This is a genomic window from Paenibacillus sp. J31R98, assembly GCF_056269245.1.
Window position 1 is genome coordinate 231110 of the sequence record NZ_JBWDNO010000009.1, and the last position, 25479, is coordinate 256588.

Genomic DNA, 25479 nt, shown 5'->3' on the forward strand with positions numbered 1-25479 from the left:
GTTCACAAGTTGAACATGGTATTTGCAACATCAGTTCGTTATAATTGGAGTTGATTCTTCTCGGAAGTTAGGTGATTATGTTGAATTTTAGCCGATATCGCGCACTTGTGATTGCAACTTGCATCGGCATGTTATGCGTTCTTCTGGCAGGCGCTCTCGTGACGAAGACCGGATCAGGTGATGGCTGCGGCACGGATTGGCCGCTTTGCAACGGCAAATTTGTACCCGCACATACGCTTGAATCTCTAATCGAATATAGCCATCGGTTCATTACCGGCATCGTCGGCTTGCTAGTACTGGCGTCTTTCATTGCGACGCTGATGATGTACCGCTCTTACAAAGAGCCGATTATTTACGCTTCCGGCTCGGGCTTCTTCACGCTGCTTCAAGCGCTTCTCGGCGCGCTGGCGGTTAAATTCCCGACTTCGCCAGGTGTCATGGCGCTTCACTTCGGCTTCTCGATTATGGCGTTCACGTTTACACTGCTGCTCGTCATGTGGACAAGAAGGTTGAAGAATGGCCAGCTAACAGGCGATAAAGCGGTGCGAGTCATACCGGCTTCGGTGTTTGTCTTCTCGCTCTCGATTCTGGTTTACAGCTATTTTGTTATTTATCTGGGCGCTTATGTTCGCCATACCGTCTCTTCCGGCGGATGCGTCGGCTGGCCGCTTTGCAACGGCGAATTGATTCCGACGATGGAAGGAGCAACCCGCATCGTCTTCATTCACCGCGTGGCTGCTGCCATCCTTTGGCTGCTGATCTTGCTGTTCTTGATTCATGTGCACCGCGTGTGCAAGGGCCAGCTGCATGCGAATATGCGGAGCACGGCGACGCTCGTGTTCGTGCTTGTATGCTGCCAAGTGCTGAGCGGCGCGCTGCTCACGATTACAATTCGTGATAATGATTGGTTTATTTTTACGAGCATTTTGCACAACTTAATTATATCCGGCTTGTTCGGCATCCTGTGTGATCTAATGATTCGAGCTTGGAAATGGCGCGAAGGGCGGTTTAATGCATGAGCTTTACAGATTTGCGCGGACTGATCGAGACGCTTCGGCGTGAAGGCGATCTGGCAGTTATAGATACTCCGGTTGATCCTTATTTGGAATTAGCCGAGATACATAGAAGAGTCATTGATCAAGAGGGACCGGCGCTTCTATTCACGAACGTGAAGGGGAGTCCATTCCCTGTTGTGACGAACCTGTTTGGAACGATAAGAAGGGTTGATCTTGCCTTCGGACCGCGTCCGGAAGCCTTCATGAAGCAGGTCGTCGGTGCGATGGACCGATTGCTCCCGCCGACGCCGAAAGCGATTTGGGGCGAGCGTTCGCTCATCTGGGATGCGTTAAAAGTAGGGATTAAAGAAGTACCGGCGTCCTCGGCACCGGTGCTTGGCGCGCTCAAATCAGAGCGTCCCCTTGAAGGACTTCCTGCGCTGACGAGCTGGCAGCTGGATGGCGGACCGTTCATTACGCTTCCGCTCGTTTATACGGAGCATCCGGAGCATCGCAAGCAGCACAACCTTGGCATGTACCGCATGCAGATTTTTGACCATTCGACTACTGGCATGCATTGGCAGATTCATAAGGGCGGCGGCTTCCACTATCACGAAGCTGAGAAGCGTAATGAAGCTCTGCCGGTTTCCGTCTTCTTAGGCGGACCTCCGGCGCTGATTGCGTCCGCGATTGCGCCTGTGCCCGAGCATCTGCCAGAGCTGCTGCTGTCCTCGTTAATAACGGGCGGCAAGCTGCCGGTTGTACAAGATCCGCGCGGCAGCCACCGTATTCCGGCACATGCCGAGTTCGTGTTGAGCGGCACCGTAGCGCCTCATGTGCGCCGTCCGGAAGGACCGTTCGGCGATCACTATGGCTACTATTCCTGGACGCATGACTTCCCGGTATTCAACGTCAGTCATATGTGGCACCGCAAGGATGCAATCTATCCGGCGACGATCGTGGGCAAGCCGCGCCAAGAGGATTACTACCTGGGCGACTTCCTGCAGCGTTTGCTGTCGCCGGCGTTCCCGCTAGCGATGCCAGGCGTGAAGGACTTGTGGACCTATGCAGAGACAGGCTTCCATGCGCTGGCTGCTGCGGTCGTCCGAGAGAGCTATTCGCGGGAAGCGCTTGGCAGCGCGTTCCGGATTCTTGGCGAAGGCCAGCTGACGCTCACGAAGTACTTGATGATTACGGATCAGCCAGTTGATCTGGCGAACTTCCCGCAGCTGATGGAAACGGTGCTGGAACGTTTCAGACCGGAAACCGATTTGTTTGTCTTCGATAAGACATCTCATGATACACTAGATTATACAGGCGGCAAGCTGAATCACGGCAGTAAAGCCGTTATGCTTGGCGTCGGCGAGCCGGTGCGCGAGCTGCCTGCCATATACGATGAAGGGCTGATCGACGAGATCACCGGCATTAAGCCTTATTGCCGTGGCTGCTTGGTCGTATCCGGTGCAGCCTTCGCCGATGAGCCGGAGCTGCCGCAGCGCTTGCTGCGCCGTCTGCGCGAGAAGGGAACGCGTTGGCCGCTCGTTATTTTGGCCGATGATGCCGAAATTGCTAGCGCACAGACACCTTTCCTGTGGACGGTCTTTACCCGCTTTAACCCTGCAGATGATATCTATGCAGAGACTGCGCTCAAGCGCCATCACGTCGGCTACGAGCTGCCGCTTGTCATCGATGCGCGGATGAAGCCGGGCTATCCGGATGAATTGATCCCGCGTGAAGACATTGTGGAGCTGGTCGACAGCAAGTGGAAAACGTATTTTCAGGCATAACCGTCTTACGCCACCATGAGGACATCAGGAGGGATTGGACATGCTCAGAGTACTGTTTGGCGAGCCACCTCGCAAGTTAGAAGGAAAGCTGCTTGAAGCGATGCAGGCAATGGAACGGTTTGCGGATCTGCTGAATAAACAGATTGAACAAGGGCGTGACCAGGACCATAAGCTGCGTAAGTACGAGATCTACACACTCGGTCTGATCGCTTCGCTTGATGAGCTGGAGCAGAGCCACTATGCGGCAGGCAAGTATGCGGCTAAGATCAAGTCGGTGACGATGGAAGCGATGTCGGCTGAAGAACGGCTGGACTACAACCGATACGTCTATTATGATAAAAATGCGTTCATTCGGTTGTTCTCCTTGCTTGATAAACTCGGCACGCTCATGAATGAATACTTGAAGCTGCAGACCGAGCGCGTGAAGCCGCACTACTCGTATTTCACCGTGATTCGTAACATGCTGCACCGCAACCAGTATCCCGAACTGACCTTGCCGCTTCAGGAGCTGAAGGAGCATGGCAAACCGGCCATGAACCGCCTTCGCAAACGACGCAATGTGGAGATTCATTTCATGAATTCCGAATTGCAGGATGATCTGCGCCAAAGCCACGATGACTATTCGGAGCAGCATTATCTTGAGAATATCGCGCAGCAGGTCGATGACATGAACCAAATGATGGACCTCGTGCTGGACACACTTAAGCTGACCTTTCATCATGCTTATCGCCAGATGAGAAAGTGATAGGAACTTAGGGGGATAGCCCATGGAGCTGAAAGGCAAGACTGCATTAGTGACAGGCAGTGCGAAAGGGTTAGGCAAAATGACAGCACAAACGCTTGCCCAGATGGGCTGCGACATTGTGCTGAATTATAAGTCGAGCGAGCAGGAAGCGAGGCAGCTTGCCGCTGAGATTGAACAGCAGTACGGCGTCAGGGCGACAGCCATGGGCGCCGATATTGCGGTGCAAAGCGATGTCGCGCTGCTTGCAGCGCAAGCGCTTGCGTGGTCGCTAACCGGTAGCATTGATATTCTCATCAACAATGCGGGACCTTTCATTCGCGAGCGACGGCTGTTCGCCGAGTATCAGACGGACGATATTATTGGACTCGTAAACGGCAATTTACTTGGCGTTATGCTGTTAGATCACCATCTGCTGCCAGGCATGCGGAAGCAGCAGTGGGGAAGAATCATTCACTTCGGCTTCGGCCATGCCGGAGAAGGTCGAGCTTGGCCGCATCGTGCTGTCTATGCCAGCGCGAAGACAGGGCTCGTCTCGTTCACGAAGACGCTTGCGGTCGAGGAAGCGGCAAGCGGCATAACGGTACATATGGTATGCCCGGGCGACATTCGCGGCATGAACAAAGAGCGGACAATCGCCGAGGTCGCCGGCGAGCAAGATGAAGAATCGCCGCGCGGGCGGCCGGGCAGCGGCGAAGATATTGCGCGCGTGATCGCATTCTTATGCTTGCCGCAGTCCGATTATTTGACCGGCAATATTGTCGACGTGACAGGCGGGTTCGATCCAATCAAGACGTCCATCAAGCCTTCAACTTCAACGGGTGCATCAGGTTCCCATTAAACAACAAAAGAGTCTTGCCCTCCGTGCTGCTTGGGAAGCAGCCGGATGGCAAGACTCTTATTTGTAAATAATAGAAAGATTAGAATACTTGCATAACTTCTTGTACGCCTTCGACTTCCTCAAGCAGAGCACGTTCAATACCTGCTTTAAGAGTAATCGTCGAGCTTGGGCAGCTTCCGCAAGCACCTACTAGACGAAGCTTAACGATGCCGTCCTCAACATCTACGAGTTCAACGTCGCCGCCGTCGCGTTGCAAGAACGGGCGAAGCTTATCCAATACGTCGAGAACCTCGTCGTACATTGTGCTTTGTGCATTTTCACTCATTGCAATCAACTCCTTTCTCCCCTATTATAGTACAAAGTGAATCAATTGAAAATGGATATCAACCAACTAGGGCTAGGTGAACTTATAGATGTTAAAACCAATGATTGAATTTTGCGCCAGCAACATGCATCACGGCACAGACCGGCTGATGAAGAAGCTCGAGGCAAACCCTGATTACGACGTTATCGAATACGGCTGCTTAGGCAATTGTGGCGAATGCTACATGGTGCCGTTCGGGATGGTCGATGGAACCATCATTGCCGCAGAGACGATAGATGAACTGGAACAAGAGATAATGAAGGCCATTGAGAAGCAGAAGGCAGAACGTGAAGCGCTCGATCGGCTCATTGATGATATGTAAAGCATAAGCCGCCTAGGCGGCTGAAGAGCCAGGATCAAGCCTTTCACGAACAGATAAATACTAGTTTAGCCAAAATGATGCTTCGACATCCAGAGCACGCCGCTCTTCATTACACGCGGAATGCGGCCCATCATCGGCGTTTTGCCCATGAGGCCGAAGCCGGATTTCTTTCCTAGCGAGCCAAGCACGCCTTTGAGCTTGATTTTGCCGAGCTTAGGCGTCTTGCCCGCCCAGATCGCTTGCATCACTTCAGCAACCTGTGCGCCTTGACCTTCCGCCGCTTGCGCGCTTGGCGAGAATGGCAGGGAAGCACAGTCGCCAACGATGTAGACCTCGTTATAATCAGGCAGCTGATGATATTCGTTGATAATTAGGCGGCCTTGATTGTCCTTGGGCAGATTCATGCGCTGTACAATCGCTACAGGCTGAATGCCGGCTGTCCATACGGTAACATCAGACAGAATTGGCGAAGAGTTGTTCAGATCGTACAGAGCGCCTTCCTCCAGCTTATGCAGCGACACATGTCCTCGCATTTCCACTTCATGCTCGATGAACCACGATGATACAAATTCCTGCAGCTTGCCAGGGAACGCGGACAGAATGCTCGGACCGCGGTCAATGATCCGAATATTGAGATCCGGACGGCTTTCACGCAGCTCCGAAGCAACCTCGACCCCGCTAAGACCACCGCCGACAATGTTAATCTGGCCATATGGCTTCACATCGTTCAATGCGAGGTAAGTTCTGCGCGAAGCAGAGAATGTTTGAATACTGTTGGAGTATAATTCTGCGCCATCAATGCCATGGAACTTATCCGTACAGCCAAGCGCGACTACGAGCCATTCGTAATCAAGCGGATCTTGTCCGGCCATCTGGATCTGCTTCGCATCCAGATCCACATCCGTTACTTCACCGTAAGTAATAATGAGTCTTGGATCGGACGGGAAAGCAACGCGAAGCTCGATGTCAGGGCTAGTTCCAGCGACGAGCGCGTAATATTCGGTCTTCAAACCTTGATAAGGCATACGGTCAATCAGCACGACGACGGTATCGTCAGGCAGTTCGCCCTCAAGCAATTTATGAGCTACAGTCAATCCTCCATAACCGCCGCCCAGTATGACAAAACGTTTCATAAGATAAATCCCAACCTTCTATGTGCAATTAGTTCTACGCTGCTTTTGGATGATTGTCCGTAGTATATGCCTAACTGGCCCGGACCATCAGTGCTTGTCCGGGCAGCAGCCGTGGCAATACCTGCTTCCTATTCGTAAACCTTGACTTCGTTGTAAAATGTATCGCGCTCTACCGGAATCCGGCCTGCGCCTTTAATCAGCCAGATCAAATCCTCGCGAGTGATGCCCTCTGGCGTAAGCGCGCCGGCAGCATGGCTGATGCGTTCTTTCACCATCGTGCCGTGAACATCGGAAGCGCCCATTGTAAGCGCGACTTGCGTAAGCTGCGTGCCGATGTTGATGAAGTAAGCCTTGATATGCTTGATGTTATCGAGCATGAGACGGCTAATCGCGATTGCCTTCAGATCATCGAATGCCGAGTTGCGGCGGCGAATGCTTGCTTTCGGGCTGATCGGCTGCATGGACAGCGGGATGAAGACTTGGAAGCCGTTCGTCTCGTCTTGCAGCTCGCGGATTTGGAGCATATGGTCGATCCGATCTGCTTTCTTCTCGACGGAGCCGTATAGCATCGTCGTATGCGTGCGCAGACCGAGGTTATGCGCTGTGCGATGTACTTCAAGATATTGCGAAACATCAGCTTTATCGACCTTCATCTTCTTGCGGTACTCGTCGGACAGAATTTCTGCGCCGCCGCCCGTGAGCGACACCAAGCCGACCTTCATCAGCTCTTGAATCACTTCGCCGTAGCTCAAGCCGCTGATACGGGAGAAGAAGTCAATTTCTGCAGCGGTATATGCTTTAAGCGCAACTTGCGGGAAACGTTCATGCAACGCTTTGAGCGAATCTACGTAGTACTGGAATGGCACATGCGGATTATGTCCGCCAACGATATGGAACTCGCGTACGTCCGGATGGATGTGCTGCTCCACATACGCGATCATTTCTGCGCCGCTCAGCGTATATGAGCCTTCTTGGCCTTGATCCTTACGGAAGTTGCAGAATGCGCAATGCGCTTCACAGACGTTCGTGAAATAAAGGCTCATATTCTCGATAAAGTACACTTTACGTCCGTTTTTCTGCATATTCACTTCATTGGCAAGCTGCCCGATTGTGAGCAGATCATCCGTTTGGTACAGGAATACGCCATCTTCGCGATTCAGGCGTTCGCCTGCACGAACTTTCTCAACGATGGACTGCATTTGCTTCGCTTCTGTAGGTATTGCAATATTCATAACGGCTTCCTCCTAGTCCGCCGGGCACGTACAAGGGCCATGCATAAAGGGATGAGCAGCACCGTAAGCTGTTCATCCTAACGCAAATGGCCTTCGTACAACAACGAATCCGCCGGCATATGCATGGTTGGCGAAGACGTTCAGTTTGAGTCCGGTGTATGATGTGAAATAGTTTAAAAAATAGATAAAAAACAACATTGTGAAAAAAATTACTTGCGCCGACTCTAAAAAACTAATTGACAATGACTTAACTTATTATAAACCTCATTATGGTGAGCGGCAACTATTAAGTCATGCCAACGTACCATGACATTGGAAGGTACCGGACTTAAGTCGGTTGGCATAACACGAAACGACATGGTACGCTAATCCAATACATGATTGGGCTTGGCTGCAGTGATGGCATGAAGGTCCAGCGTAAGAAAAGAGGTTTCAGGTTATGGCAAACACGCATACGTATTCGCGCAGGGAAGAAGTGGCGAACGCCATTACGCACGGGCTTGGCGCGGCACTAAGCATTGCGGCGCTCGTCCTTCTGATTGTTTTTGCAGCGCTCAAAGGGAATGCTGAACATGTGGTTAGCTTCACGATTTACGGTTCCATGATGCTTCTGCTGTATGTCTCATCAACGCTCGTACACAGCTTTCCAGAGGGAAAAGCGAAGAAGTTCTTTGAAATTATGGATCACTCCTGCATCTATCTCTTCATCGCTGGAACGTATACGCCAATCGTACTGCATATGGTGCAGGGCGCGGCAGGCTGGACGTTATTCGGTATTGTCTGGGGGCTGGCGTTGTGCGGCGTCGTATTTAAGGCGTTCTACGCGTCCAAATTCCTGTTCACGTCAACGGTGCTGTACGTGCTGATGGGCTGGATTATCGTCTTCGCTTGGGGACCGTTAAGGGAGAATCTTGCTCCGACAGGACTTCATTTGCTTATCGCCGGCGGCGTTCTATATACGGTTGGAACGATCTTCTATGTCTGGCGCAGCTTTAAATATCATCATGCGGTATGGCATATGTTCGTACTCGGAGGCTCGGCGCTCCATTTCTTTGCTATCTTGCTGTACGTGTTGCCGCAATAATGAAGGGAATGTCAGGTACGTGTTGTTCGCGTATTGAGTCCATTTGCGAAGTGGAGTATAATTAACTTACGAATGTAAAGTGAGTTTTCGCTATTACGCGTGTGATAAACAAGCCCAAGGAGGGATTAGCATGATTACAATTAGCGATTCTGCGAATGTGAAGATAAAAGAAATGCTTGCAGCGGAGGAAGCTCCGGAGCTGTTCTTGCGCATCGGCGTGAAGGAAGGCGGCTGCAGCGGATTCTCTTATGGCATGGGCTTTGACGATGAGCTTGCCGATACAGACAAAGAGTTGGAATTCAGCGGTTTGAAGGTTGTCGTAGATAACGATAGCATCAAGTATTTGAACGGTCTCATTATCGACTACAAAGAGTCCGCTATGGGTGGCGGTTTCACCATTGAGAACCCGAACGCTAGCGCGACATGCGGCTGCGGCTCAAGCTTCCGCACAGCTACGGATGCAGGTAAACCGGCTGCGGCTGGCGAATGCTAATCTGCTTTTTGCAAATAGGAAAGCCCTGACTGTTTATGGTCAGGGCTTTCTGTTATTCAAGCGTCGCTCCATTGCTGCGAAGCAGCTCGGCGACACGATTGTTGCCTTGCTTAACGGCAAGCGCTAACGCCGTTTCCCCGCCTTCGACTGCTGCGTAAACATCTGCTCCATGTTCAATCAACAACCGGATAATCTCGCTATTGTCGTCATGGAATGCAGCGGTGTGCAAGCAAGTATGGCCATTGCTGTCGAAGATCGTTGCCTCTGCGTTGTGTGCCAGGAGCAATCTGATGACATCAAGACTGCGCTCACCTGCAAGTGCTGCGTGCAATGCAGTATTCGATGGTATGTAGGAAAGCTTGGAGTGTGAGACGGCATTAACATGCGCGCCAAGTTCAAGGAGTACCTGAACGGCATCCTTGTTGCCAAAATGCGCTGCATACCCGAGGGGCGTCAGCCCATCTTCATTCTCAGTATTCGCAAGCTCAGCCTGCGCCTCCAGAAGCCCTCTTAGCCGCTCAGCATCACCTGACTGCGTCGCTTGAAATACTTCATTAATCCGTTGTTTTTGCTCCATTCTCAGACGAACCTCCGTTTCGATTGAATAACTTTTCACATCCACTTCCATTTTACCTGCGCTCAGAAATTTTGCTTATCGAAAATCACTTTTTTTGACGGAACTGCGAAGGGGGCATCCCATAACGTTTGGCGAATAGTCCACTGAAGGCACTTGGGCTCTGGAATCCGACAGCCATACAAATTTCGGTGATAGACTGGCCGGAATGAAGCAGAAGCTGGCTTGCTTCTTGGAGTCTTCTCTCCGTCAAATATTGATGGGGAGTTCGACCGAACAACTGCTTATAGCTCCGAAGAAAATGGTTCTGCGACAAACAAGCGGCTCCAGCCATATCCGCAAGTGTTATAGGTTGATCATAGTAGGCAGTTATGAACTCGTGACCGATAAGAATCCTTCTGAACAATTCCTCGCGCGTCGAGGCTTTCAAGGATTGAAGCTTCACGATTTCTTGATGGACCTGCCGATGAACCTCCAGAAGCCCATGTGCTAACGAATACAATTGCTCTTCCAGCCAAGGGAGTTCAAGCTGCCCCGTTGTGTATGCGGATTTGATTTGCAGCAAAATGGAAGCTAACCACGTATCGCGATACGTTTTCTCTACAAAATCAACGTTGAAATGCTTGCGTGGAGCGGGGTTATCCAATAGCTGCTCATGAGATGACGTCATATGATGATAGACCTCATGGGCCATCATTTCAGGGAAAAAGATACAGAATGACTCCACAGGGGTATCAGATTCGATGGTAATCGAGTACTCCTGGTCCTGGTTAAGCAGCAGATAGCTGCCTTCTTCAACAGCAAAGTGACCATGACCCGCTTGATAGAATGCTCGTCCATTCCGAAACGTCTTAATGGATAAGGCGCCTGTACCCTTCCAATAGTAATTCGCGCTGCTGGCATGGAGAATCGGGTTGAAGCCTCTTTGGAGGTTCAGTTTCTTATTTGTCATTGTAGTCACCTGACGTTTAAAAAAGTCTTCGTATTTGTTTCTGAATGGAGGCTCGATTCTCCTGCTTGATTATGCAGAAACTGGAAGGGGCGATGGAGCAGGCGGGATTCATGGGCAGAACAAAAAGGGCTGCGAAGAGTGTGAACGAATCCGTTCACTCTTCGCAGCCCTTCATATCTTATTCCGCCGCAGCGATGGCGCGGATTTCCGCAAGCGTCGCTTCATCTAGCGTAACGTCGATGGCTGGCAGCACGCCGAGAATATGGCTTGGCTTCCGCACGCCGACGATGGCGCTCGTAATGGCAGGATGCGCGAGATCGTATGCGACCGCAAGCTGCGGAAGCGTAATGTCATAACGCGCCGCGATCAGTTTAAGCTTCTCGGCTCTGTCGACATTGCTGCGCAATCCTTCGCCCGTGTGCGCCTTATTGCGTGAGCGCCAGTCGTCCGGACCGAAAGTTGTCTCATATGTATAGTTGCCGGATAGCAGGCCGGAAGTGAGCGGGCTGTACGCAACGACGCCAATGCCGTTGGCTTGGCAGAACGGGAGCAGCTCCTTCTCCGCGGCAGGTCTTAGAATCGAATAAGGCGGCTGCAAGGAGTCGACATGTCTAACGGTAAGCGATTGCTGCAGCTGCTCCACATTGTAATTGCTCACGCCGACATAGCGCACTTTGCCATCTTGGACAAGCTTATCCATCGCACGCATCGTTTCTTCAGCAGGCAACTCCGCATCCGGCCAGTGCATCTGGTAGAGGTCGATGTAATCTGTGCCGAGCCGTTTCAGCGATGCTTCCGCTTCGCGAAGGACGGACTCATATGCGCCGCTGCGTGTAATGGCGCCATTCTCATCCCAGACGAGACCGCATTTGGTCGCGATGACGACACGATCACGGTCGCCTCGCAGTGCATTGCCGAGCACTTCCTCTGAGTGTCCAAGCCCATAAACTGCTGCCGTATCGTAGAAGGTAACGCCTGCATCCAGTGCGGCGCGCACGCTCTCCGCCGACATGTCATCGTCCTGGCCGCCCCAGGCGCTTGCCCAGCCTGAGCCACCGATTGCCCAAGAACCGAAGCCGATAACGGAGATCTCAGGGCCGTTCTTGCCTAATTTGCGGTATTTCATCGTCACGAATCACTCCTTTGGTACGAGCTGGCATTTCTTTCTTATTATAATCAGGATATGGCAGCACAAACAACTTTGGTATACTATGGAGAAAATGCTAGAGAGGGTCGTTGATATGATTCAGAGAGCAGCGGCAGGATTGCATGCCAGAATCAAGGAAAGCGGGGCAGAGGCGCCTTCTGTTCCGGTCATTGTATACGCACTCGAAATTGTATTCAATACCGTTGCCATCACCTTGTTGGTCCTGCTGGCAGGGCTTACGACAGGCGAGCTGCTTCATACTGCGGAGCTGCTTGTTGTATTCGCAGTCGTTCGTTTCATCTCTGGCGGCTATCATCTGCCGTCTAATGCATACTGTATCCTCGTATCGACCATTGTGCTTGCAGCGCTGCCGCATATCAGCTTGCCTGATGCGCTCATGTTCGGTCTCACCGGAGCATCCTTGCTCATGATGATCATCTTCGCTCCAGCCAATTACGACACTTATGCGCGTATTTCACCGAAGTATTATCCGCTGATGAAGGTGCTTGCCTGCCTTATCGTCGCGTCCAACTTATTATTCCAATCGGACATGCTGTCGCTCGCTTTCGCTGTCCAAGCCGTGCTGCTGCCCTTCAAGAACAAATCCACATCCGCAGCGTAAATTCTAACTAGCAGAATGCTAATACCTTGCTGTACAAATGGGAGAGTTCCGTTTGTTAGCAAGGTTTTTTTGTGCTGTAAACCTGATATTACGCGGGCAATACGGTTCTATCGTTCTATCAGCCTACTAAATCAGGCGACTTGACCCTAACAATCATCCAAGAGACTCCTGTCTTTGAGGCATATGCTGTCTCATATAACGGTACGAAAGTGAGGCTTGGCGCATGGGCGATGATCAAGGAAGGCAGTTGGCCAGCAAATGGGCGAAGACGGAGGCGCTGCTGTCCCACTCGGGTATTGCTCCGCATATTCCGCCGACACGGATGTTCACGAAAGCGAATTTGAGCAGTATGCTGCAGGCGCATGGGATGGTTGTCGTGAAGCCGGTACGAGGGGCAGGCGGGCACGGTGTCATTAAAGTAACGAGAGACAATGGGAGCTATGCGTACACGTATTACTCCAAGACGAACCGCTTCGGGAGCTTCGATGCGATGTATCAGTCCCTGAATGGCAAGAGAGGTGCGCGCCGTTACTTAATTCAGAAAGGTATTCGGCTTGCGACAATCGGCGGCAGACCCATCGACTATCGGGTGAAATATGTCAAACAAGCGGACGGTCATTGGGCGATTACGGCAATTGTCGGCAGGCTGGCGAAACCTGGCTTATTCGTGACGAATATTTGCCGTGGAGGCACGCTTCTAAGTGGGTCGGAAGGTATTCGCAGATCGTTCTCGAGCAGCGCTGTCGTGCCTAAGAAACGACTTATGCGCCAGCTGACGCAGATGTCGACAGCCGTGCTCGAAGGGCGGTTCCCGGGTATTGGACAGCTTGGCTTTGACTTCGGAATTGATCACAGCGGGAAGATATGGATCTTCGAAGTGAACACAAGACCTCAGTAATCGTACTCTTTATACGATAGTTTAAGTTAATAGATTAATAGATTGCCATTAAAGTTTTTTATCAAATGTGCAAATTGTCGGGCTGTGTATAAACGTATCCACAATATCCTCATTGAATTTCCTCAACATTCGACGATTACTCACAAGTTGCACACATGCTGTCCACACAGGGATGTGGATAATCGGAACGCTTGTTCCATCCTATTTGGACATGCTAAGATGAATTTGGAATTAAGAGGAAAGGAGTTGAGCGATATGGACCAGCTGTCTGATGAGCTATTGCTTGATGCGTTCCAAACGGCTAACAAGTATAACTTGGATCAAGAATTTATCCAATTATTGAATGCCGAGATCAAGCGCAGACAAATTAATGCAGAAGGCTACCTCCACACAGCTTAAACCTACTCCTCGTACGATTATGGCCATTTCGAAATATGTACCTCATACGTAGCTGAACAGCTCGCACAATAGACTACATGACTACAATTATTCCCTATATACGACAATGATGGCATCGTCTCGCTATTGGTAATCGTGTCAGGCTGATAAGGTGCATACGGACCGGTGAAATCGTCAAGCCGTCCACAATCTTCAGTTTGCAAGGAGCATTCCGGACAAAGCGCATAGAGCTGCTCCAAGCCATTGCAAATGGGACATAACATATAGAAAAGGGTACCCTCCTTTGCCACCTGTGAATGAATCATCTCAAGATCGGCTAAAGATTAGGATACCCTTTTTATTTTGCAAATCATTCGCGGACGCGCAGTAAGGTCTAGAGCTTCATGCTGCTGCTATGACCTGGCGAGAGCTTAGCCGTCGGATCTACATACACCTTCGCATTGTTAATCGCAGTCGGCGCTTCGCCAAACCCTACAGCAATCAGCTTCAGCTTGCCCGGATAAGTTGTAATATCACCTGCGGCAAAAATTCCAGGCACGCTCGTTTCCATTCGCGAATCTACTATAATAGATCCGTTGTCGATCTCAAGTCCCCACTCCGCGATCGGACCAAGCGAGGATACGAATCCGAAATTAACGATGACGGCATCAACGGGGAGTTCTTTCTTCTCGGCAGTCTTCCCGTGCTGTAAACTCACTGAGGTAATCGCATCAGTTCCGTTCAATGAGACCAGCTCATAGGGTGTAAGCACGTTCACTTTGGAATTCATCAGGTTCTCCACGCTGTGTTCGTGAGCCCGGAATTTATCCCGTCTGTGCACGAGCGTAACGCTTGCTGCAATCGGCTCCAGCATCAAAGACCAATCTACAGCCGAATCGCCGCCGCCGCTTACCATCACATGCTTGCCCTGAAACTGGCCCAAGTCATTAATGAAGTAATGCAAATTACGCTTCTCGAATTTGGCAGCTTCAGCAAGCTCCAGACGACGAGGCTCGAAGGCGCCGACACCTGCTGTAATGATAACGGCCTTGGCATAATGGACTGACTTGTCTGTCACAATCTCGAAGTCACGTTCATCCCGCTTGTTCACGGATATGACCTTCTCCTCCAGATGAATACCCGGCTTGAACATATCCATCTGCTTCTTCAACTGCTCAACCAGTTCCCCAGCGGTCACTTTCGGAAAACCAGCCACATCATAAATGTACTTCTCGGGATAAAGAGCGGCGAGCTGCCCGCCCAGCTGAGGCATGCTTTCGATAACTTTAACGGAAGCTTGGCGCATGCCGCCATAGAAAGCGGCGAACATACCGGCAGGACCTCCGCCGATGATTACAATATCAACGACTTGTGCAGAAGCAGTAGAACTAGACATGAGTAACACCTCCGAAAAAATTCAGGAATTCTGTGTTTCAGCGCTAGACAACTGGATAAATCTTCTTGTACATTATATCGTTTCGACAAGCCTCGGGGAAATAAGAAAATTGGATGTTATTCTAAATATTTTCGTATACTTTACCCTTGAACTTTACTGAAAAAGTTTGTAAACTGTGAGGTATTAGTATCGGTTTATAGAAATAGACATAGACTTTTCATAAAAGCTTGACTCCGGTTACACACTAACATTATTCATCGTCTGTGTTTGTGTAATTTTTCACAATGTTATGAAAAGAAAAAGAAATCACGAATGGATGGGATTCTGCGATGAGCAACATACCGAAAATAGTTATTCTTGGGGCCGGTTACGGCGGTGTATTGACCGCGCTTCGTCTCCAGAAGGAACTGAACTACAACGAAGCTGATGTAACTCTCGTGAATAAGCATGATTACCACTACTTCACGACACATCTACACATGCCGGCTGCGGGCACAGACAAGACAGAAAACGCACGCGTTAGCATCTCCAAGCTGATTGACGAATTCAAAATCGACTTCGTTAAATCGACTGTCGTACAAATCCGTACCCAAGACAAGAAAGTCATTCTTGAAGACGGTACGCTTTCGTACGATTATCTCGTTATCGGTCTTGGCGGCGAGCCTGAAACGTTCGGTATCCCTGGTATGCTTGAATATGCGATGAACATTCGTTCCATTAACTCTGTTCGTTTAATCCGCGAACATATTGAATATCAATTCGCGCGCTTCAAACGCGAACCGCACCGTACAGATTACCTTACTTTCGTTGTCGGCGGCGCCGGCTTCACAGGTATCGAATTTGTCGGTGAACTGGCAGATCGTCTTCCTGAGCTTTGCAAGCAGAACGATGTTGATCCTTCGCTTGTTAAGCTTTACAATATTGAAGCTGCTCCAACAGCGCTTCCTGGATTCGATCCAGAACTCGTTGAGTATGCGATGCAAGTACTGACGAAGAAAGGCGTAACTTTCCGCATCGGCACGCCGATCAAAGAATGTACGCCTGACAGCGTTATCGTTGGCGACAACGAAGAAATCAAAGCAGCTACAGTGATCTGGGCAGCTGGCGTTCGCGGTAACCGCCTGATCGAAGAAGCGGGTATCGAAGTTATGCGCGGCCGCGTTAAAGTTGACGAATCGCTTCGCGCTCCAGGCCACGAGAACATCTACGTTGTTGGCGACAACTCCTTGATGTTCAATCCGGAAGGCCGTCCGTACCCGCCAACAGCTCAAATTGCTATGCAACAAGGCGTTGTATGTGCGCATAACCTGGTTGCTTCGATCCGCAACCAACCGCTTAAGAAATTCGAATTCAAGAACAAAGGTACAGTTGCATCCCTTGGCAAAGGTGAAGCAATCGGTCTTGCATTCGGCAAGAAATACAAAGGCGGCGTAGCGGCGATGTTGAAGAAAGCTATCGACATCCGTTACCTGTACACCATCGGTGGTATTCCACTGGTTGTTAAAAAAGGTAAATTCCTGTAATGCGACACTGCAGCGTGCAGGTTCGAGGGTTATTGACGCGCGAGGAGCTGGATCGCTACAACGCGTTGATGGAAGTTGGCTCTTACTTGGAGTCGCAGAACCGTTACGACTTGGTATATACGGTGCAGAAAGAAGTGGACATTCTCATTCTTCCAGCCATTGAACGGTTGAAGGAGAAAGGCCGCGAGCGCGACCGTCAGACGGAAGCCTACTTGGAAATGAAACGTCTTCTTGAAGAAGACGATGAGGACTAAAATAATAAAGCGGATGAAGCGCCTGGAGAGACGTTTCATCCGCTTTTTTTTGATTGCTTTTGGAAATTCAACTGGTGAATTTGTGATCGGAGGGTGAAATGAAGTCGGAAAAGCGTCAGCGTTCGCCTTTGTAGTCCGATTTCTACCTATAATTACTTACAATTCAAAGAAATCAGAACTACAACAGCGATTGGAGACTCATTTTGACCCGCAGAGCACTATTATTCACCAAATTTAGATGCTGAACAGCTGCTGCAGCTTCTCATCTGTCATGCGATTGCCGAGATAGAAGTCGCCGAAGTCGCCGAAGCGCGCGCTTACTTCATCGAAACGCATTTCATACACAAGCTTCTTGAATTGAAGCGCATCTTCTGCGAACAGCGTAACGCCCCACTCCCAGTTGTCAAAGCCAACGGAGCCTGTAATGATTTGTTTCACTTTGCCCGCATAACCGCGGCCGATCATGCCGTGGCTGCGCATCATATTGCGGCGCTCTTCCATGCTGAGCATGTACCAGTTGTCGCTGCCTTGACGGCGCTTGTTCATCGGGTAGAAGCAGATGTGGTTCCATTTTGGCAGGATCGGCTTCAGTCTTGCGAGAATTTCCGGACTTTGCATCGGATCTGTGCCAGGAGGCGCCATGTAGTTGCTTAGTTCTACGATGCTCACGTACGAATGAGCCGGAATCGTGAACTCCGCGAATGTCGTCTTGTTGAACGCATTCTCAAGCGCATTCAGTTCTTCGAGCGTCTCGCGAAGATGCATCAGAACGAAGTCTGCTTTCTGGCCTACGATTGAATAGAATGCCGTGCTGCCTTGCTTATTATCTTCAACGGATTGCCATTCCGCCAGGAAGGATTGAAGCTCGTCCAGTGCAATCGCACGCTCTCCTTCGTCAGCTAATTTCCAAGCCGTCCAGTCAATCGTGCGGAAATCATGCAGGGCGTACCAGCCCTCCAGCGTTTGAGCTGCTTCACTCATCGGTATCTCTCCTCTATAGGTGTAATTGTCGATTACATTGTAACGTAATGGAACAAAGGAGAGCAAATGGCGGACTTGTGACAACAGCTGTGAATGAATTGACTTCCTCGAAGCCATCTACTACACTATTCGTAGCGAAAGGGGAATCAGGCTCGGCATGAACGGTGACGTTAATATTTTGCAGCTTATTATTGCAACGGTATTGTTTTTTGTAATGGTGTTCGGTATCGGATTTATATTGAACATGCTGCTCAAAACAACCTTTTTTCCGATTTATCTATATGTGCTGGTAGGAGTTCCGCTCTTCATCTGGCAAACTTGGGATAACACGAAGACGTTTACGGAGAACTTCTCCGCCTTTACGTTCGTCGATATTGTACCGGCGATCGGTGCGCTGATTGGCGCTTATGTGAGCGGCGTAACGATCCGTGCCTTACGGCGCGGCGGTTACAAAATGTTCTAAGATGAAATTACAGACGGCAAGGCCATACTAAGGATCAAACGTAGAAAGCTGGCTGACTAGGCATTATAGTCACAGCTTTCGAAGAGCCGAGGTGATGTGCATTGCCGTTTTTTCAATTGGGCTTGCATTATGAACGCACAGGCAAGGATAATGGGGGACCGCCGATCTTGACGGTTCATCCGCCATGCCTGACTAGCCGCCTGTTCGTCCCGCTCGGGGAGAAGCTGGCTGGCGATAGCGAGTTGATTCGATTCGATATGCGCGGACATGGCGCAAGTGCCGCAGGGAATGGAAAGCTTACGCTTGGCTTAATTGCTGAGGATATGCGTCAAGTGTTGGACGAGCTCGGGGAGAAGACCGCCTATCTGTGCTCCTATGGCGCAGGGTCTTTCCCTCTGTTGACGGCGATGCTAGCGTATCCGGAGCGATTCATCGGTGGGATTATCATTAACGGAAGCGCTGGTTATACCGATATTGTAAGCCGATCGAAGCTGCAGGCTTCCTACATCTCAAGCAGGCTTGCTCCGAAGAACCCGATTGCATACAATTCCGCACTGGGCGAAGCGGGGAGCAAAGCAGAAGTTCAGGCGCTCTATGAGGAAGCGAAGCAGGGAGATGCTGCCGAGTGGCGGGAGTATACCGCGGCATGCTTGGATAGCTCTGTTCAGAAGCGGCTTAGCCAGATCAGGCAGCCGATGCTTCTTATCTATGGAGCAGATGATGAGCTTAGCCAGCGTTATGCCGGCGAGCTGCGAAAGGGTCTGCGGAATTGCGAGTTGTACGGCATTAGAGGAGCGGGCAAACAGCTGCTGGCGAAGCATCCGGCCACGGCCGCTTATATCATCTCGCAGTGGATCGATAAGCAGGAGCACCCAGAGCTTGCCGATACGTTCGAGGAACGGTCAGCGCTGCTGGAAGAGCTCGTGAGCCATGGGGCGGCGGAGGGATTGCCCGAAGATCATCGTCCTCTACATTAGAAGACCCTCACATCATAGGTAAGACCTGTTTATAATAAGTTCCCTCGAGAGGGGGAATTTTCTTTTTTTGCTACGCCTTATCCTATGGTAAACTAGTAGAAAGAATACAAGGCGGATGGAGTCGGTAGTGGGATGCGGATCGGAAGCTTACACCAATTTACAGAGCATCATCGTTATTATACCTTTCGCGACTTTTCATTAAGTGCAGTCGACCGTAAAATGATCGGACTTATCTATCAATCTATGATTGGGGCGTTTGCTGCAAGCTTGTATCAGCTGCTCTATCAGCAGGCCGCGGATGACAAAGTCGGCTATTCGCCGCTTGCCCCGCAACGGAAGCTGCTGCTTGGGCTTGGGCTAGAGATGGGCGAGCGCAGCAGGCAGGAGCTTGTCCTTCATGCTTCCAGACTGGAAGCGGTCGGACTGCTGCAAGTAGCGAAGCTGGGCGTACCTGATAATGACGATGTTGTATATGAATATGAACTAATGAAGCCTTTATCGCCGGACGAGTTCTTCGGAAGCCCGCATCTGACGATGCTGCTGCGTGATAAAGTTGGCAAGCATTCCGTTATTGCTCTGAGGGAATCCTTCTATTCGAAGGAAGATGATGAGCTCGCCAGCGCCGAGCTTCAGCGGGAGAACATTACGGTGCCGTTCTACGATTTGTTCCGGTTGAACACGCAAGGCATCGATCTTGAGCTGGAGCAGGCGCTTACCGAGGTAGCGCCGGCAAGGCAGCCGGCGCCGAAGCTGGAGACGGCAGGCATCCAGTACGGCGATATTATTATGCGGTTCCCGCGCAACTCGGCGAACCGACAGTATGTGGAGAGGCTGCGAGGAGATGATGAAGCGATCGCGCAGCTCAATTATGTGGCGTACAAATACAACTTGGACGCGGCGGATCTGAGCCGATTGCTCGATGAAGACAACATCTTCACGGGCAAAGGCGAGCTGCTCATTGATGAGCTGCAGCTGCGGGCGAATCAGATGTACCGCCAAGACCGCAAGCGAACGGACGAACGCCAGCGGATGTACGGCAGAATGGCTGCAGCGAAGAGCGAGAGCGAGCAAGCGGATGACGGCAGTGATGATATGCCGGATGAAGTGGCGGTCCAAGCTGAATATTATATGGACGTGCCGACGCAGTTGGCAGCAAGGTGCGACATTCATCAATACAACATGCTGATGCGGAACGAACCGCATACGCGATTTATTGCCCGTTTCTTCCCTGGAGCAGTACCGGAGTGGCTCATTCGCGTATTTGAAGTTATCGATCATAATTATCGATTGCAAGGTGCAGTTATTAACGTCCTTATTCATTATGTTCTTGGTTCTAACGACGCGCAGCGCGTGACAAAGGCATTCATAGATACAGTGGCTTCAAACATGCTGATGAAAGGCATTGACTCCTTCGAGAAGGCCGTCGGCTATGTGCGCGATCAGGGGAAAGTCGAAGCGGATAAAGAACGCCGCCGAGAGGGTGGCATTGGTGCTGCGAATGCTTCTACAGGAGCGCCACGGAGCCAACGGGGCGGCTCGCAGCGCGGCGGTACGGCTCGCAAGCCAGCTATTCCAATTATGCCCGATGCGCCGAGCGGATCTCCGTTATCGGCTGATGAGATGGAAGAGATTAGGAAGATGGCACGCAAGCTGGATGGCAAAACGACGTAAACAAGAGGTGAGGCACCATGGCGATGGAATCGCTAGGCGACCTGTTAAAGCGAATGCCAGGCGGCAGCAATGCGCTGCGTCAAGCCGATAAGCTGATGGAAGAGCTGCTGGCTGACCCGCTGGTCGGCCTGCTTCGCAACAAATATCCGGAGCTGGACGATGACACGATCCGGCTTAATTTGAACAAGATCTATCAATGTACGCAGGAGTACCGTAATTGCTCCAACTGCCCTGGTCTTGACGCATGCCCGAATGATTTTGAAGGGCATTATACAGAGCTGTCCTGTGAACGCAATGGTACGCTTATTCAGTTGAATGATCGCAAAGTATCTTGCAAGAAGCTGATCGCAAGGCAAGGAGAGAGCAAGATTCGCAGCCGGATTCGCAGCTTCTATGTCGATGACCGTGCTCTGTCTCAAGGCTATTCCGCGGATGAAATTGTATCCAAGGATGTCGAGCGGATGAAAGCGGTCGGTCAAGTGATGCGGTACATTAACATTACGAAGGAGAATGGCTTGCAGCATGAAGGCCTGTTCATGACGGGCTCGTTCGGTACGGGCAAGACATTCCTCATGTGCTACATGCTCCATGAGCTGGCGAAGGCTGGATTCACCGGAGCGATTGTTTATATGCCTGAGTTCGTTGAAGACTTGAAGTCGCTTATGATGGAGCCGCTCAAGCTGAAGGAAACCGTCGATCTGATGAAAGAGACAGATCTGCTTATTTTCGATGATATCGGTGCGGAGAACTTGAACCCATGGGTGCGTGATCACGTGCTCGGTTCGATTCTGAATTATCGCATGAACCGCAAGCCAACGTTCTATACGTCGAACTACGGTCTCGATGCGCTGGAGCAGCATTTCAGCTTTACGAACAAGGATGGCGATGAGCTTCATAAGGGACAGCGGCTTATGGACCGCGTTCGTCCTTATGTTGAGCTTGTCCATGTGACCGGTCATAATAAACGCGGTCGTTAGATGAGTTAGAGAGCCGGAAGCAGCAGCTTCCGGCTTTTCGTACAGAAAAATAGAATTTCTTTTGAAAAGGAAATCGTTAGTGTGAGTGGCATTTTTCTACAAATCATTTACGGGATAAATAATATAATATAATATATTCAATAGATTAATTGATCGGTTCCTTTCATTGGCCAGAGGAGGCGCAGTATATGTACTCAATGCTTATCGTTGACGACGAGAAATGGGTTCGGCAAGGGCTGAAACAGACCATTGATTGGCAAGCTCACGGTATTGAGCTCTGGGGCGAAGCGCAGAACGGTGAGGAAGCGTTTACATGGATTTCTAAAAGCAGACCCGATATTCTCATTACCGATATTAAGATGCCAGGCATGGACGGCTTAACCCTGCTTGAACATATTAATAAACAGAAGCTGAATACGAAAGTCATTATCATGAGTGGTTATAGCGATTTCTCATTCGCTCAGAAAGCAGTCAGATGCGGAGCATACGGCTATGTGCTCAAGCCAGTTGAGGAACGCGAGCTGCTGGAGATTGTTCATAAATGCGTGGAGGATCTGGATAATGATTCCAAGCAAGCCAGTATCCTCGAAGAAATGCAAGGTCAAATTCGTGAAAGTATGCCACTGGCGAGGCAGAGATACCTGGAGCAGCTATTGCGTGGCGAGAGCACGCCAAACATCCGCGATGCGGAGAATATCTGGCGCGCATTGAAGCTTTCTATGAATCCTGAACAAATCCAAGTTGCAGTTGTTCGCGTACATGATTGGGGCTATAAAGGCGAAGCACGGAGCAGCAGAAGCTCGATGCTCTACGCCATTGGGAACATCGCAGAAGAGCTGTTGAAGGGCAAGGGGTATCAATCCTTCTTCTGCAAGCTAAGCGATGAAGACGGGGATGCGGCGCTTGTATTTTCACCGGAGCAAGGGGCTGGCACAGACAAGAAGACGATTGTTCCCTCTGTATTAGAGGAAGTGCTGGAAGAGAGCAATCGATTATTGCAGGTAACCGCCAGCATTGGACTCAGCCGGAATGTGGGATGGGATAAACTCCCAAGCGCTTACACAGATGCTGTCTATGCATGCAGCTATTCGTTCTTTAAGGGAATGGGCAAGCTCTATGACAGTGAGCAGCTTCCGCCGCTTCGAGTCGATAATGATATTCCATCGGTAGTCCCTAGCCCGGAATGGGAGAATAGAGTAACGCATGCGATCAAAATAGGCGACAACCAATTAATAAAACAAACGGCATTGGAGCTGCAACAGCATATTGAAGGGATTATTCCGAAATATGCGCCACTGCATATTATTCAAGGCCTTAGAATATTGCTCGCGAATCTGTTCTTCAAGCTGAAAGGCTGCCTCAATAAAGAGGAAACCGTCGAACGAAGCGCGCTTAAGGAATTGCTTCCGAACAGCTTCCAATTAGATAGCCTCAGCAGTCAATTGGTCGAAGAGTTAATGAAGTGGAGCTCGAGAATCCGTGAGACAGGAAGCCGTTCCAGAATTGTTGAATTGGGACTAGAGTACATCGGCAACCATTTCACCCGGCAATTCACTTTGCAGGACGTATCCAATCACCTTTATGTGAACGCTTCCTATTTCAGCAGGCTGTTTCACGAGGAAGTCGGAGAGACGTTCGTTCGTTATGTAGCGGGACTGCGAATTACGAAAGCAAAGCAGCTTCTGAAAGGTACGACAATGAAGATCTACGAAATCTCTGATGAAGTCGGCTACAATGATTTCCGGCATTTCGTCAAAACCTTCAAAGAAATCGTAGGGCTTACGCCTACGCAATACCGGGATAGTGTCTAGCCAGATCAACAATGGGGCTGAGCGAACATGAGGTTTTTGCAACGTGAAGTTTTTTGGAATTCAATCGGCTTTAAAGTGTTTGTGCTCTACTTTGTCTCCATGTCTCTCACTGTTGCCGTAATGGGTTTTCTATCCTTTACGAAATCAACGTCAGTTATCCAGAAGAATGCGGGGTCTATTGCGCTTCAGACGATTGAACAAGCGGAGAAGCGTATACAGATGATCTTGGATGAATATGATAACCGTTCACAGATGATACTCGGTTATCAAGATTTGCAGAAGGGGATAACCGGCGGCTTCTCCGATTATTACGAACGAGTTAAGAATACGACGACCATCTCCAACTTCATTACGAACTTGGTCAATTCCAAGAATGATACGGTTAGCATGAATATCATCGGCAAGTTTGACACTTCATATCGTTATTCCATCATAACTTCTACGGGGTTTACGGTATTGCCCAAAGCAGATCCGTCTTTGTGCGAGAAGGATTGGTGCAAGCGAATCCTTCAGGCTGAAGGGAAGGTGGTCCGGTTCGGAATCGGATACTCCTTCATGCCGATCAACAGCCCGAATTATGAGAATACGCCTGTATATTCCTTCGGAAGAGCGCTTAAAAACCTTCAAGGTCGAGGAGAAATTATAGGGGTTCTGCTGTACGAAATTAATCCGGCTGAGATTCAAAGGATACTTCGTGAAATCGATTTCAGTACATCCGGAAACACATTTATTATGAACCGGTCAGGTAGAATCATCGCCCAAGATCCGGAAACGACGCTGCCGCACGAGTTATCGAAGCTGTCACTGCCTCTTAATGCTCAAGGCATATATAATGCTCGGATCCAGGGAGAGGATAAGCTGATCGTCTATCGGGAGATGGAAGGATCAGATTGGCTGCTGGTCGGTATGGTGCCGATGAATAAGCTCGTCAAAGATACGCAGCAGATCAAGACATTTACTGTATTTCTTGCACTCGGATTTGTTGTCGTAGCCATCATCTTGTCCTTTGTTGCAGGACGATTCGTTCATCGGCCCGTCTACACGCTGATGTATTACATGAAGAAGGCGCGGGAAGGAGACTTCGATGTTAAGATCCCTCGCAGCCGCAATGATGAATTCGGCATCTTGTTCGAAAGCTTTAATGTCATGCTGTTCCGGATCAAGCAGCTGATTGATGAATTGTACGTTCAACGGCTCTTGAAGAAAGAAACGCAATTGAAGATGCTTGCCTCTCAGATCAACGCACATTTTATTTATAATACGCTCGATTCTATTCACTGGATTTCTCGCATTTATAAGATTGATACGATCAGCACGATGATCTTCGGTTTATCCAAGTATCTGCGGTTAAGCTTAAGTGACGGCAGAGAATTTGTTACGGTGAATGAAGCCGTTGACTTGGTAGAGAGCTACTTATCCATTCAGAAGGCGAGATACGAGGATAAGTTTACGGTGGATGTTGTCGTAGACCCATCCGTCAAGCATAACAAAGTGTTAAAGTTTCTGTTCCAACCGCTTGTCGAGAATGCCATCTATCACGGCATCGAGAACTTGACGGGAACCGGAGAGCTTCATATTTCATGGAGACAGCAAGATTCCGGCCTGTTGTTTACCGTACGGGATAACGGGGTAGGAATACCTGAGGATCAGCTGGAACAGATTAGAAGTACTCTCGAACAAACCGATATTAGTGAGAATTTCGCATTGCGGAATATTAACGCGCAGATCAAACTGACTTACGGAACGGAATACGGACTTACTCTCGAAAGTGAAGTTGGCGTAGGGACTTGCGTCAGTATGTTTATCCCCCTTGTCGACTAACAAAACAAAAAAAGATACTAAATCACAAAACCCGCCACTTT

At 50.0% G+C, this 25479-nt stretch carries 26 protein-coding genes; 18 read left to right on the forward strand and 8 right to left on the reverse strand.

Translation table 11 applies throughout. The annotated features are described in order from the left end of the window. Window positions 1–77: 77 nt before the first annotated feature. The 4 genes from AC0YNX_RS26630 to AC0YNX_RS26645 are packed head-to-tail and all read left to right on the forward strand — an operon-like array spanning window position 78 to window position 4365. Window positions 78–1019, forward strand: coding sequence for a COX15/CtaA family protein (locus tag AC0YNX_RS26630; RefSeq protein ID WP_475818725.1), 942 nt, complete (start codon window positions 78–80; stop codon window positions 1017–1019). After that, complete coding sequence (locus tag AC0YNX_RS26635; protein WP_475818726.1) at window positions 1016–2782, forward strand: UbiD family decarboxylase; 1767 nt, start codon at window positions 1016–1018, stop codon at window positions 2780–2782. The genes AC0YNX_RS26630 and AC0YNX_RS26635 overlap by 4 nt, the downstream gene beginning before the upstream one ends. 40 nt (window positions 2783–2822) lie before the next feature. Further along, window positions 2823–3527: a Cthe_2314 family HEPN domain-containing protein gene (locus AC0YNX_RS26640; RefSeq protein WP_475818727.1), complete on the forward strand. Its 705-nt coding sequence runs from the start codon at window positions 2823–2825 to the stop codon at window positions 3525–3527. A gap of 28 nt (window positions 3528–3555) precedes the next feature. After that, a complete protein-coding gene (locus AC0YNX_RS26645; RefSeq protein WP_475818786.1) occupies window positions 3556–4365 on the forward strand; it encodes an SDR family oxidoreductase in 810 nt (269 codons plus the stop codon). A 79-nt stretch (window positions 4366–4444) separates the two neighbouring features. On the opposite strand, the gene AC0YNX_RS26650 is transcribed toward AC0YNX_RS26645, so the two are convergent. Next, window positions 4445–4690, reverse strand: coding sequence for a NifU family protein (locus AC0YNX_RS26650; protein WP_090578360.1), 246 nt, complete (start codon window positions 4688–4690; stop codon window positions 4445–4447). 88 nt (window positions 4691–4778) lie between these two features. On the opposite strand from AC0YNX_RS26650, the gene AC0YNX_RS26655 reads away from it, so the two are divergent. Next, window positions 4779–5051: a YuzB family protein gene (locus AC0YNX_RS26655; protein ID WP_475818728.1), complete on the forward strand. Its 273-nt coding sequence runs from the start codon at window positions 4779–4781 to the stop codon at window positions 5049–5051. A gap of 65 nt (window positions 5052–5116) precedes the next feature. Here the strand turns inward: AC0YNX_RS26655 and AC0YNX_RS26660 are convergent, their stop codons facing one another. Both AC0YNX_RS26660 and mqnE read right to left on the reverse strand, forming a co-directional pair. Continuing rightward, complete coding sequence (locus tag AC0YNX_RS26660; protein WP_475818729.1) at window positions 5117–6184, reverse strand: NAD(P)/FAD-dependent oxidoreductase; 1068 nt, start codon at window positions 6182–6184, stop codon at window positions 5117–5119. A 128-nt stretch (window positions 6185–6312) separates the two neighbouring features. Continuing rightward, on the reverse strand, window positions 6313–7416 hold the full coding sequence (mqnE, locus tag AC0YNX_RS26665) for an aminofutalosine synthase MqnE (protein ID WP_475818730.1): 1104 nt from the start codon (window positions 7414–7416) through the stop codon (window positions 6313–6315). Between the two features lie 439 nt (window positions 7417–7855). On the opposite strand from mqnE, the gene trhA reads away from it, so the two are divergent. Together trhA and AC0YNX_RS26675 are read left to right on the forward strand one after the other, a co-directional pair. Continuing rightward, a complete protein-coding gene (gene trhA / locus AC0YNX_RS26670) occupies window positions 7856–8500 on the forward strand; it encodes a PAQR family membrane homeostasis protein TrhA (RefSeq protein WP_475818731.1) in 645 nt (214 codons plus the stop codon). A 130-nt stretch (window positions 8501–8630) separates the two neighbouring features. Further along, window positions 8631–8993, forward strand: coding sequence for a HesB/IscA family protein (locus tag AC0YNX_RS26675; RefSeq protein WP_475818732.1), 363 nt, complete (start codon window positions 8631–8633; stop codon window positions 8991–8993). A gap of 52 nt (window positions 8994–9045) precedes the next feature. Here the strand turns inward: AC0YNX_RS26675 and AC0YNX_RS26680 are convergent, their stop codons facing one another. The 3 genes from AC0YNX_RS26680 to AC0YNX_RS26690 all read right to left on the reverse strand — a co-directional run bounded on the left by AC0YNX_RS26680 (window position 9046) and on the right by AC0YNX_RS26690 (window position 11645). Continuing rightward, window positions 9046–9570 (reverse strand): ankyrin repeat domain-containing protein, encoded by a 525-nt coding sequence (locus AC0YNX_RS26680; protein ID WP_475818733.1) that lies wholly within the window; start codon window positions 9568–9570, stop codon window positions 9046–9048. Window positions 9571–9655: 85 nt separating this feature from the next. Then, window positions 9656–10519 (reverse strand): helix-turn-helix domain-containing protein, encoded by an 864-nt coding sequence (locus AC0YNX_RS26685; RefSeq protein WP_475818734.1) that lies wholly within the window; start codon window positions 10517–10519, stop codon window positions 9656–9658. A gap of 178 nt (window positions 10520–10697) precedes the next feature. Further along, the gene (locus AC0YNX_RS26690; protein ID WP_475818735.1) at window positions 10698–11645 is read right to left on the reverse strand and encodes an aldo/keto reductase; all 948 of its coding nucleotides are present in this window, start codon (window positions 11643–11645) and stop codon (window positions 10698–10700) included. Between the two features lie 115 nt (window positions 11646–11760). Between AC0YNX_RS26690 and AC0YNX_RS26695 the strand changes: the two genes are divergently transcribed. From AC0YNX_RS26695 to sda, 3 genes are all read left to right on the forward strand, one after another. Then, a complete protein-coding gene (locus tag AC0YNX_RS26695; protein WP_475818736.1) occupies window positions 11761–12288 on the forward strand; it encodes an accessory gene regulator B family protein in 528 nt (175 codons plus the stop codon). Window positions 12289–12511: 223 nt separating this feature from the next. Next, window positions 12512–13186: a YheC/YheD family protein gene (locus tag AC0YNX_RS26700; RefSeq protein WP_475818737.1), complete on the forward strand. Its 675-nt coding sequence runs from the start codon at window positions 12512–12514 to the stop codon at window positions 13184–13186. Window positions 13187–13441: 255 nt separating this feature from the next. Next, complete coding sequence (gene sda / locus AC0YNX_RS26705; RefSeq protein WP_474650681.1) at window positions 13442–13585, forward strand: sporulation histidine kinase inhibitor Sda; 144 nt, start codon at window positions 13442–13444, stop codon at window positions 13583–13585. 373 nt (window positions 13586–13958) lie between these two features. Here sda and AC0YNX_RS26710 read toward each other — a convergent pair whose 3' ends face one another. Continuing rightward, window positions 13959–14960 (reverse strand): NAD(P)/FAD-dependent oxidoreductase, encoded by a 1002-nt coding sequence (locus AC0YNX_RS26710; RefSeq protein ID WP_475818738.1) that lies wholly within the window; start codon window positions 14958–14960, stop codon window positions 13959–13961. 329 nt (window positions 14961–15289) lie between these two features. Between AC0YNX_RS26710 and AC0YNX_RS26715 the strand changes: the two genes are divergently transcribed. Both AC0YNX_RS26715 and AC0YNX_RS26720 read left to right on the forward strand, forming a co-directional pair. Then, window positions 15290–16483, forward strand: a complete 1194-nt coding sequence (locus AC0YNX_RS26715; RefSeq protein WP_475818739.1) for an NAD(P)/FAD-dependent oxidoreductase — start codon at window positions 15290–15292, stop codon at window positions 16481–16483. Further along, the gene (locus AC0YNX_RS26720; protein ID WP_475818740.1) at window positions 16483–16737 is read left to right on the forward strand and encodes a hypothetical protein; all 255 of its coding nucleotides are present in this window, start codon (window positions 16483–16485) and stop codon (window positions 16735–16737) included. The genes AC0YNX_RS26715 and AC0YNX_RS26720 overlap by 1 nt, the downstream gene beginning before the upstream one ends. Window positions 16738–16971: 234 nt before the next feature. Here AC0YNX_RS26720 and hemQ read toward each other — a convergent pair whose 3' ends face one another. Further along, complete coding sequence (gene hemQ / locus AC0YNX_RS26725) at window positions 16972–17718, reverse strand: hydrogen peroxide-dependent heme synthase (RefSeq protein ID WP_475818741.1); 747 nt, start codon at window positions 17716–17718, stop codon at window positions 16972–16974. Between the two features lie 157 nt (window positions 17719–17875). Between hemQ and AC0YNX_RS26730 the strand changes: the two genes are divergently transcribed. From AC0YNX_RS26730 to AC0YNX_RS26755, 6 genes are all read left to right on the forward strand, one after another. After that, on the forward strand, window positions 17876–18181 hold the full coding sequence (locus AC0YNX_RS26730) for a YuiB family protein (RefSeq protein WP_475818742.1): 306 nt from the start codon (window positions 17876–17878) through the stop codon (window positions 18179–18181). A gap of 116 nt (window positions 18182–18297) precedes the next feature. Next, window positions 18298–19158: an alpha/beta fold hydrolase gene (locus AC0YNX_RS26735; RefSeq protein ID WP_475818743.1), complete on the forward strand. Its 861-nt coding sequence runs from the start codon at window positions 18298–18300 to the stop codon at window positions 19156–19158. 132 nt (window positions 19159–19290) lie between these two features. Continuing rightward, window positions 19291–20829, forward strand: coding sequence for a replication initiation and membrane attachment family protein (locus AC0YNX_RS26740; RefSeq protein ID WP_475818744.1), 1539 nt, complete (start codon window positions 19291–19293; stop codon window positions 20827–20829). A gap of 23 nt (window positions 20830–20852) precedes the next feature. Then, the gene (dnaI, locus tag AC0YNX_RS26745) at window positions 20853–21806 is read left to right on the forward strand and encodes a primosomal protein DnaI (RefSeq protein WP_475818787.1); all 954 of its coding nucleotides are present in this window, start codon (window positions 20853–20855) and stop codon (window positions 21804–21806) included. A 188-nt stretch (window positions 21807–21994) separates the two neighbouring features. Then, a complete protein-coding gene (locus tag AC0YNX_RS26750) occupies window positions 21995–23617 on the forward strand; it encodes a response regulator (protein ID WP_475818745.1) in 1623 nt (540 codons plus the stop codon). Between the two features lie 27 nt (window positions 23618–23644). Next, window positions 23645–25438, forward strand: coding sequence for a sensor histidine kinase (locus AC0YNX_RS26755; protein WP_475818746.1), 1794 nt, complete (start codon window positions 23645–23647; stop codon window positions 25436–25438). Window positions 25439–25479 lie beyond the last annotated feature (41 nt).